The sequence below is a fragment of the Burkholderia sp. Tr-20390 genome (assembly GCF_017104595.1).
Lineage (GTDB): Bacteria > Pseudomonadota > Gammaproteobacteria > Burkholderiales > Burkholderiaceae > Burkholderia.
This window is the reverse complement of record NZ_JAAGPC010000248.1, coordinates 1-9,698: the sequence shown is the minus strand read 5'-3', so window position 1 is coordinate 9,698 and position 9,698 is coordinate 1. Positions and strand designations below refer to the sequence as shown.

Annotated in this window: 10 protein-coding genes and 1 pseudogene; 8 read left to right on the top strand and 3 right to left on the bottom strand. The window is 68.4% G+C overall.

What is annotated here, in order from left to right:
• The 8 genes from G3N98_RS36030 to G3N98_RS35995 all read left to right on the top strand — a co-directional run.
• Positions 1-538, top strand: a 538-nt coding sequence (locus G3N98_RS36030) for an SDR family oxidoreductase (protein ID WP_206150793.1), incomplete at its 5' end; no start/stop codon positions are given.
• Positions 539-649: 111 nt separating this feature from the next.
• Positions 650-1,645, top strand: a complete 996-nt coding sequence (locus G3N98_RS36025) for an arabinose ABC transporter substrate-binding protein (RefSeq protein ID WP_039353007.1) — start codon at positions 650-652, stop codon at positions 1,643-1,645.
• A 69-nt stretch (positions 1,646-1,714) separates the two neighbouring features.
• Positions 1,715-3,226: an L-arabinose ABC transporter ATP-binding protein AraG gene (gene araG / locus G3N98_RS36020; RefSeq protein WP_069247094.1), complete on the top strand. Its 1,512-nt coding sequence runs from the start codon at positions 1,715-1,717 to the stop codon at positions 3,224-3,226.
• 70 nt (positions 3,227-3,296) lie between these two features.
• Positions 3,297-4,313 carry an L-arabinose ABC transporter permease AraH gene (gene araH, locus G3N98_RS36015; protein WP_089439200.1) on the top strand — a complete coding sequence of 339 codons (1,017 nt, stop codon included), beginning with the start codon at positions 3,297-3,299 and terminating at the stop codon, positions 4,311-4,313.
• A gap of 29 nt (positions 4,314-4,342) precedes the next feature.
• A complete protein-coding gene (locus G3N98_RS36010) occupies positions 4,343-5,149 on the top strand; it encodes an SDR family oxidoreductase (RefSeq protein ID WP_206150792.1) in 807 nt (268 codons plus the stop codon).
• Between the two features lie 49 nt (positions 5,150-5,198).
• Complete coding sequence (locus G3N98_RS36005; protein ID WP_089424459.1) at positions 5,199-6,260, top strand: aldose 1-epimerase; 1,062 nt, start codon at positions 5,199-5,201, stop codon at positions 6,258-6,260.
• A gap of 39 nt (positions 6,261-6,299) precedes the next feature.
• The gene (gene pyrF, locus G3N98_RS36000) at positions 6,300-7,127 is read left to right on the top strand and encodes an orotidine-5'-phosphate decarboxylase (RefSeq protein ID WP_011350899.1); all 828 of its coding nucleotides are present in this window, start codon (positions 6,300-6,302) and stop codon (positions 7,125-7,127) included.
• 221 nt (positions 7,128-7,348) lie between these two features.
• Complete coding sequence (locus tag G3N98_RS35995; protein ID WP_089424460.1) at positions 7,349-8,407, top strand: phosphorylcholine phosphatase; 1,059 nt, start codon at positions 7,349-7,351, stop codon at positions 8,405-8,407.
• 38 nt (positions 8,408-8,445) lie between these two features.
• Here G3N98_RS35995 and G3N98_RS35990 read toward each other — a convergent pair whose 3' ends face one another.
• From G3N98_RS35990 to G3N98_RS35980, 3 genes and pseudogenes are all read right to left on the bottom strand, one after another.
• Positions 8,446-8,946 carry a CinA family protein gene (locus G3N98_RS35990; protein ID WP_034186407.1) on the bottom strand — a complete coding sequence of 167 codons (501 nt, stop codon included), beginning with the start codon at positions 8,944-8,946 and terminating at the stop codon, positions 8,446-8,448.
• A 31-nt stretch (positions 8,947-8,977) separates the two neighbouring features.
• Positions 8,978-9,529: a phosphatidylglycerophosphatase A gene (locus tag G3N98_RS35985; RefSeq protein ID WP_206150791.1), complete on the bottom strand. Its 552-nt coding sequence runs from the start codon at positions 9,527-9,529 to the stop codon at positions 8,978-8,980.
• Positions 9,519-9,662: pseudogene (locus G3N98_RS35980) on the bottom strand (thiamine monophosphate kinase); the annotation flags it as partial. The gene G3N98_RS35985 and the pseudogene G3N98_RS35980, both read right to left, overlap by 11 nt.
• Positions 9,663-9,698: the final 36 nt, after the last annotated feature.

Here is a 9,698-nt window from a genome sequence, read left to right as displayed (position 1 = left end):
GGCGTTCGGCCCGCTCGACGTGCTGGTGAACAACGCGGGCATCAACGTGTTCGCCGATCCGCTGACGATGACCGACGACGACTGGCGCCGCTGCTTCGCGGTCGACCTCGACGGCGTGTGGCACGGCTGCCGAGCGGCGCTGGAGGGGATGGTCGAACGCGGCCGCGGCAGCATCGTGAACATCGCGTCGACGCACGCGTTCAGGATCATCCCGGGCTGCTTTCCGTACCCGGTCGCGAAGCATGGCGTGCTGGGCCTCACGCGCGCGCTCGGCATCGAATACGCGGCGCGCAACGTGCGCGTGAACGCGATCGCGCCGGGCTACATCGAGACGCAGCTCACGCGCGACTGGTGGGACGCACAACCCGACCCGGCTGCCGCGCGCGCCGAAACGCTCGCGCTGCAGCCGATGAAGCGGATCGGCCGGCCGGAGGAGGTCGCGATGACGGCCGTGTTCCTGGCGTCCGACGAGGCGCCGTTCATCAATGCCGCGTGCATCACCGTCGATGGCGGGCGCGCGGCGCTGTATCACGACTGACGCGATTGACGTAACGATTCGAAAGACCGCACGTGCGACGGCCGCGCGCACGCTGCGTCGAAACCAACAAGCGGCTGCATCCTGTTCGATGAAAACAAGGAGACACTGGAGATGAAACGCAGAACGTTCGTAACGCTGGCGGCCGCGGCCGCGGTGGTAATGGGCAGCCCGGTCGCGCACGCGGCCGACCCGGTCAAGATCGGTTTCCTCGTGAAGCAGCCGGAAGAGCCGTGGTTCCAGGACGAGTGGAAGTTCGCCGAAATCGCGGCGAAGCAGAAGGGCTTCACGCTCGTGAAGATCGGCGCGCCGTCCGGTGAGAAGGTGATGAGCGCGATCGACAACCTGTCCGCGCAGAAGGCGCAGGGCTTCATCATCTGCACGCCCGACGTGAAGCTCGGGCCGGGCATCGTCGCGAAGGCGAAGTCGCACAACCTGAAGATGATGACGGTGGACGACCGCCTCGTCGACGGCGCGGGCAAGCCGATCGAGGCGGTCCCGCACATGGGGATCTCCGCGTACAACATCGGCAAGCAGGTCGGCGACGGCATCGCGGCCGAGATCAAGAAGCGCGGCTGGGACATGAAGGACGTCGGCGCGATCGACATCACCTACGAGCAGCTGCCGACCGCGCATGACCGCACCAGCGGCGCGACCGACGCGCTGGTGGCCGCCGGCTTCCCGAAGGCGAACGTGATCGCGGCGCCGCAGGCGAAGACCGACACCGAGAACGCCTTCAACGCGGCAAACATCGCGCTCACGAAGAATCCGCAGTTCAAGCACTGGGTGGCGTACGGCCTGAACGACGAAGCGGTGCTCGGCGCGGTGCGCGCGGCGGAAGGGCGCGGCTTCAAGGCGGACAACATGATCGGCATCGGCATCGGCGGCTCCGATTCGGCGCTGAACGAGTTCAAGAAGCCGCAGCCGACGGGCTTCTACGGCACCGTGATCATCAGCCCGAAGCGCCACGGCGAGGAAACCTCGGACCTGATGTACACGTGGATCACGCAGGGCAAGGCACCGCCGGCGCTGACGCTGACGACCGGCATGCTCGCGACGCGCGACAACGTGTCGAAGGTGCGCGACGAGATGGGGCTCGCGTCGAAGTAAGCGGCTTGCCGGCTGCGGCGGCCACGCGGCAGCCGGCGATCGATGGATCTGCAAGAGTAGGGAGACGACGTGTCAGCGGCACTGCGTTTTGACAATATCGGCAAGGTCTTTCCCGGCGTGCGCGCACTCGACGGCATCTCGTTCGACGTGCATGCGGGCGAGGTGCATGGCCTGATGGGCGAGAACGGCGCGGGCAAGTCGACGCTGCTGAAGATTCTCGGCGGCGAATACCAGCCCGATGCGGGCAGCGTGCTGGTCGACGGCCAGCCCGTGCAGTTCGCGAGTGCGGCCGCGTCGATCGCGGCCGGCATCGCGGTGATTCACCAGGAGCTGCAGTACGTGCCCGACCTGACGGTCGCGGAAAACCTGCTGCTCGGCCGCCTGCCGAATGCGTTCGGCTGGGTGAGGAAGCGCGAGGCGAAGCGCTTCGTGCGCGAGCGGCTCGCCGCGATGGGCGTCGATCTCGATCCCGATGCGCGGCTCGGGCGGCTGTCGATCGCGCAGCGGCAGATGGTCGAGATCTGCAAGGCGCTGATGCGCAATGCGCGCGTGATCGCGCTCGACGAACCGACCAGCTCGCTGTCGCATCGCGAGACCGAAGTGCTGTTCAAGCTCGTCGATGACCTGCGTGCGCAGGGCCGCGCACTGATCTACATCTCGCACCGGATGGACGAGATCTACCGGCTGTGCGACGCCTGCACGATCTTCCGCGACGGGCGCAAGATCGCGTCGCACGAATCGCTGGCCGACGTGCCGCGCGAACGGCTCGTCGCCGAGATGGTCGGGCGCGAGATTTCGGATATCTATCATTACGCGCCGCGTGCGCTCGGCGACGTGCGCTTCGCGGCCGAAGGCATCGACGGCCCGGCGTTGCGCGAACCCGCGAGCTTCTCGGTGCGCGCGGGCGAGATCGTCGGTTTCTTCGGGTTGGTCGGCGCGGGCCGCAGCGAGCTGATGCGGCTCGTGTACGGCGCGGATCACCGGCGCGCGGGCGCGCTGACGCTCGACGGCGCGCGCATCGACGTGAAGCGCACCGGCGACGCGATCCGCCACGGCATCGTGCTGTGCCCCGAGGACCGCAAGGAAGAGGGGATCATCGCGATCGCGTCGGTCGCGGAGAACATCAACATCAGCTGCCGCCGCCATTCGCTGCGCGCGGGGCTCTTCATCAATCGCAAGGCCGAAAGCGAAACGGCCGACCGTTTCATCCAGCGACTGAAGATCAAGACGCCGAACCGGCGGCAGAAGATCCGCTTCCTGTCGGGCGGCAACCAGCAGAAGGCGATCCTGTCGCGCTGGCTCGCGGAGCCCGACCTGAAGGTCGTGATCCTCGACGAGCCGACGCGCGGGATCGACGTCGGCGCGAAGCACGAGATCTACGACGTGATCTACCGGCTCGCGGAACGCGGCTGCGCGATCGTGATGGTGTCGTCGGAGCTGCCGGAAGTGCTCGGCGTGTCCGACCGCATCGTCGTGATGCGCGAAGGCCGGATCGCGGGCGAGCTGCCGCGCGAGCAGGCGAACGAGCATGCGGTGCTGAGCCTGGCGCTGCCGCAGACGAGCGCCGTCGAGGCGGCCTGACGCAGCACACGACAATCGAATCGGACAGGCACGGCGCGGGCCGTGCGATGCAGGAGCAGGAGACTCAATCATGCAAGTCAACGAAAACCTTGGCAGCGCCGCCGTGAAGCCGTCGGCCGACGCGCTGGTGCCGCAGCAGAGCGACCGCCAGAAGTGGTGGCAGCATCTGACCGAATACAGCCTGATCGCGATTTTCGCGGTGATGTTCATCACGATGTCGCTGACCGTCGATCACTTCTTCTCGATCGACAACATGCTCGGCCTCGCGCTGTCGATCTCGCAGATCGGCATGGTCGCGTGCACGATGATGTTCTGCCTCGCGTCGCGCGACTTCGACCTGTCGATCGGCTCGACCGTCGCGTTCTCCGGCGTGCTGTGCGCGATGGTGCTGAACGCGACCGACAACACGTTCGTCGCGATCATCGCGGCGGTCGCGGCCGGCGCCGCGATCGGCTTCGTGAACGGCGCGGTGATCGCGTACCTGCGCATCAACGCGCTGATCACGACGCTCGCGACGATGGAGATCGTGCGCGGGCTCGGCTTCATCGTGTCGAAGGGGCAGGCGGTCGGCGTGTCGTCGGATACGTTCATCGCGCTTGGCGGGCTCACGCTCTTCGGCGTGTCGCTGCCGATCTGGGTCACGCTGCTGTGCTTCATCGCGTTCGGCGTGCTGCTGAACCAGACGGTCTATGGCCGCAACACGCTCGCGATCGGCGGCAACCCGGAAGCCTCGCGGCTCGCGGGGATCAACGTCGAACGCACGCGCGTGTACATCTTCCTGATCCAGGGCGCGGTGACCGCGCTCGCGGGCGTGATCCTCGCCTCGCGCATCACGTCGGGCCAGCCGAACGCCGCGCAGGGCTTCGAGCTGAACGTGATCTCCGCGTGCGTGCTCGGCGGCGTGTCGCTGATGGGCGGCCGCGCGACGATCTCGGGCGTCGTGATCGGCGTGCTGATCATGGGCACCGTCGAGAACGTGATGAACCTGCTGAACATCGATGCGTTCTACCAGTACCTCGTGCGCGGCGCGATCCTGCTCGCGGCCGTGCTGCTCGACCAGCTGAAGAACCGCGGCGTCCGCGACTGACCCGATCCGCTTTTACGGAGACGAACCGCATGACCATCGACACTTCCGCGCACGACCCGCACACCGCGGGCCACGCGCGCTATGCACGCTACCCGAGCCTCGAGGATCGCGCGGTGCTGATCACGGGCGGCGCGACCGGCATCGGCGCGGCGTTCGTCGAACACTTCGCCGAGCAGGGCGCGCGCGTCGCGTTCGTCGACCTCGACGCGGCGGCCGGTGCCGCGCTCGCGGAACGCCTCGCGCACGTACGCCATGCGCCGCTGTTCCTCCAGTGCGACCTGACCGACATCGACGCGCTGCGCCATGCGATCGACGCGATCCGCGCGCGCATCGGCGCGATCGCGGTGCTCGTGAACAACGCGGCGAACGACACGCGTCACGCGATCGGCGACGTGACGCCCGAATCGTTCGACGCGGGCATCGCGGTGAACCTGCGTCACCAGTTCTTCGCCGCGCAGGCGGTGATCGACGACATGAAGCAGCAGCGCGGCGGCGCGATCGTCAATCTCGGCTCGATCAGCTGGATGCTGAAGAACGGCGGCTATCCCGTCTACGTGATGGCGAAGGCGGCCGTGCAGGGGCTGACGCGCGGCCTCGCGCGCGACCTCGGCCCGTTCGGCATCCGCGTGAATTCGCTGGTGCCCGGCTGGGTGATGACCGACAAGCAGCGCCGGCTGTGGCTCGACGACGCGGGCCGCGCGGCGATCAAGGCCGGCCAGTGCCTCGACGCCGAGCTGCTGCCCGCCGATCTCGCGCGGATGGCGCTGTTTCTCGCGGCCGACGACAGCCGGATGATCACCGCGCAGGACGTGATCGTCGACGGCGGCTGGGCCTGACCGTCCGCACGACCCGCATCGATTCTTCGACGAAGGAAAGGAGTTCATCATGACCGCCACGTCCTCGAGCGCATCGTCGTCCACCAGCCAGTCGCGCCGCGCGCGCCTGGCCGCCGCCGCGCAGCCGGTCAGCCCCGGCCCGCAGACAGCAGCCTTCGCGCAGGGCGTCGGCGCCGCGCATGCGGCGGCCGTCACGCTGTCGAATGCGTTGCTGCGGCTCGACGTGCTGCCGCATCTCGGCGGCGGCATCGCGCGCTTCGACTGGCGTGGCGACAACGGCGCGCTGATGCCGGTGTTCCGCCGCTGCGAGCACCCGGAGACGGCGACGGACCCGAACGAGCTCGCGTGCTATCCGCTGCTGCCTTACTCGAACCGGATCGGCGACGGGCGCTTCGAATGCGACGGGCGCAAGGTCGCGGTGCCGCGCAATCGTCGCGACGAGCCGCTGCCGATCCACGGCGACGGCTGGCTCGCGCGGTGGCAGGTGGACGACGCGACCGGCACGTCGCTGCAACTGTCGCTCGATCGCACCGCCGGCGCGCCGTATGCGTTCCGCGCGATCCAGTCGTTCGAGCTCGACGACGCGACGCTGTCGATCGCGCTGACGATCGAGAACGCGGGGCGTGCGCGGCTGCCGTTCGGGCTCGGCGTGCATCCGTTCCTCGTGCGCGATACCGCGACCGAACTGGCCGCGGCTGCCGGCGGGCTGTGGCTGTCGGGCGCGGATTTCCTGCCGGTGCGACACGTGAGCGTGCCGCCGGCCTGGCAGTTCGGCGTCGCGTATCCGCTGCCGGCCGCGCTCGTCAATCATGCGTTCACCGGCTGGGGCGGCCACGCGACGGTGAGCTGGCCGCGCCGCGGGCTGTCGCTGACGGTGGCGGCCGACGCCGACGCGTACGTGCTCTATACGCCGCCCGGCGAGGATTTCTTCTGCTTCGAGCCGGTCGATCATCCGATCAACGCGGTGAACCTGCCGGGCGGCGCGACCGCGCACGGGATGACGCTGCTCGCGCCCGGCGAGCGGCTCACGCGGCGTTTCGCGTTCACCGTCGAGCGTGCCGATGCGCGCGGCAATGCGGCTTCGCGCGAGGCGCGCCGGCGACGCGGGTAAAATACGCGGTCTACCAACGGTTTGCCGCGAGTACCCGCCATGTCTTCCCCGCTTACTTTCATCGAATCGCTGCGCGCCGCGTGGCAGCGCACCAATTCGCTGCTGTGCGTCGGCCTCGATCCCGAGCCGTCGCGCTTTCCCGTGCAGTTCGACGGCCAGCCCGATGCGATCTTCGAATTCTGCCGGCAGATCGTCGACGCAACCGCGCAATACGCGAGCGCGTTCAAGCCGCAGATCGCCTACTTCGCCGCGCATCGCGCGGAAGACCAGCTCGAGCGGCTGATCGCGCACATCCACCTCCAGCATCCGGGCCTGCCGGTGATCCTCGACGCGAAGCGCGGCGACATCGGCAGCACGGCCGAGCAGTACGCGCGCGAAGCGTTCGAGCGCTACCGCGCGGATGCCGTCACGGTGAACCCGTACATGGGCTACGACTCGGTCGAGCCGTACTTCGAGCACGAAGGCAAGGGCGTGATCGTGCTGTGCCGCACGTCGAACCCGGGCGGCTCCGACCTGCAGTTCCTCGACACCAACGGCCGGCCGCTGTACCAGGTCGTCGCGGATCTCGCGGCGAACAAGTGGAACGCGAAGAACGGCCAGCTCGGCCTCGTGGTCGGCGCGACGTTCCCGAAGGAAATCGAGATCGTGCGCGGGATCGTCGGCGACATGCCGCTGCTGATTCCCGGCATCGGCGCGCAGGGCGGCGACGTGCAGGCGACCGTCAACGCGGGCCGCACGGCCGACGGCACCGGCATGATGATCAACTCGTCGCGCGCGATCCTGTATGCGAGCAAGGGCGAGGATTTCGCCGAAGCCGCGGCGCTCGCCGCGCAGAAGACGCGCGACACGATCAACGCGCATCGTTGATGGGTTGCACCGGTTGCCCGTCCGGGCAGCCGGTTCCGCCGGGCTCCCACGCGCGAGCCCGGCGCTTTCCTCCCGTTTTTCCGCTCCTCCGCCCGCCCGGCCCGCGCTGGCGCACGCGGACAACTTCCCGTCGCTTCCGCACCGCATCCCCGTGCGCCAATCGCGCGATGCTCCCGCTTGTCATCGATCCGTCACGAAAATGTCAAGAAAGGAGCGACGCCATGCCCAAGCTGTCCCGACGTCTTCTGAGCGCGCTAGCCGCGTCGTTGTGCATGAGCTTCGCCCATGCGGCGGATCTCTCGCACTGGCCGGCCGACAGCGCGAAGGCGCTGAACGCGATGATCGCCGCGCACGCGCACCGCGGCGACTACGCGGTGTTCGACGCCGACAACACGACCTACCGCTACGACCTCGAGGAGTCCCTGCTGCCGTACCTCGAGAACCGCGGCGTGCTGACGCGCGACACGCTCGACCCGTCGCTGAAGCTGATCCCGTTCAAGGATTCCGCCGACTACCGGGAATCGCTGACGAGCTATTACTACCGGCTGTGCGAGATCGACGACCTGGTCTGCTACCCGTGGATCGCGCAGGCGTTCGCCGGGCTGTCGCTGGCCGACCTGAAGCGCCACGTCGACGCGATGCTCGCCGACGGCAAGCCGATCCCGATCCGCTACTGGCAGGGCGACAAGGTGGTCGACGGCACGGTGAACCCGCCGCGTTTCTTCCGCGGGATGCAGGAGCTGTACAACGCGCTGCGCGAGAACGGGATCGAGGTCTACGTGATGACGGCCGCCCATGAGGAGCTCGCGCGGCTCGTGCTGTCCGACCCGAAGTACGGCTACAACGTGAAGCCGCAGAACGTGATCGGCGTGACGACGCTGCTGCGCAACCCGGCGACCGGCGCGCTGACCACCTCGCGGCTGCAGATCAAGGCCGGCAAGTACGACGAGGCCGCGAACCGCAGCCTGGTGATCACGCCGTTCCTGATGAACCCGATGACGTGGTACGAAGGCAAGCTCGGCTCGATCGTCGGCTGGATCGACCAGTGGAAGAAGCCGGTGCTCGTCGCGGGCGACACGCCGACGTCCGACGGCTACATGCTGCTGAACGCGACCGACGTCGCGCGCGGCGGCGTGCGCGTGTGGGTGAACAAGAAGGACAAGCAGATGGCGCAGATCCGCGCGTGGTCGGACGAATCGGCCGCGCGGCAGAAGTCGCTCGGCCTGCCGGTGACGGCGGACAAGAACTGGATCGTCGTGAAGCCCGACGCGATCCAGTAAGCGGGCAGGCGGGGGCGCGGCGCGCGCCCCCGGCCCGATCAGCCCTCGCGCTCGTCGAGCAGTTTCAGCAGCCCGCGCAGCGCATGCGCGGCCGCCTGCGTGCGGATCTGTTCGCGGTCGCCCTTGAACACGAGCGTCTCGACGTCGGTATGCAGCCGGTTGCTCCAGCCGAACGACACCGTGCCGACCGGCTTCTTCTCGCTGCCGCCCGCGGGGCCCGCGATGCCGGTGACGGACAGCGCGACCTGCGCGCGGCTGTTGCGCAGCGCGCCTTCGGCCATCGCGCGCGCGACGGGCTCGCTGACGGCGCCGTGCTTGTCGATCAGGTCGGGCGGCACGCCGATCATCTCGATCTTGGCCTGGTTCGAGTACGTGACGAAGCCGCGCTCGAACCACTGGCTGCTGCCGGAGATATCGGTGATCGCCGCGGCGATCATGCCGCCGGTGCAGGATTCGGCGGTGGCGAGCGTCAGGTGCTCGTCACGCAGCTTGTTGCCTGCGCGGATCGCAAGCTGATGGACGACGGAATCGGTTGGCATGCGCGTCGGGAAACGGGAGTCGGAAAATCGGTCAGCCGACGACGGAGCGCCACAGGGCGATCACGAGCAGCGTCATGAACGCGGCGACCAGGTCGTCTACCATGATGCCGAGCCCGCCTTTCAGGCGGCGGTCGACATAGCGGATCGGCGGCGGCTTGAGCATGTCGAAGAAGCGGAACGCGACGAACGCCCACAACTGGCCGACGAAGGTCGCGGGCGTGACGAACAGCATCACGAGCCAGATCGCGACGATCTCGTCCCAGACGACGGCGCCCGGATCAGCCGAACCCATCTTCGTCGCGGTGAAACCGGTGAGCCATGTGCCGGCCACGAAGCCGGCCGCGATCAGCGCCCACCATTCGGGCACCGTCAGGTAGCGGTTGAGCACGACGAACGTCAGCCAGCCGAACAGCGAGCCGAACGTGCCGGGCATGATCGGCGCGAGCCCGCTGCCGAAGCCGAGCGACACGATGTGCGCCGGGTGCGACAGCATGAAACGCGCGGTCGCGCGCCGCGGCGCGTTGCCGCCGGATGCGGCGCCGGGCTCGGCCGCGGTGTGCGCGGGCGTCGGGTCAGTCTGCATGGAAGTGGTCGAAGCCGTGCAACGTGAGAGCGAGAGGCGCGCCGGCGGCGTCGCGCCACGCGATCGCGGGCTGCTCCGACGGCGCGGACAACGCGCGTATTGTACCGATTCGGGTGACCGCCACGCCAGATCGGAAGAGCGTCTGGTAGGGAAAGGGTGTATGTCAGGG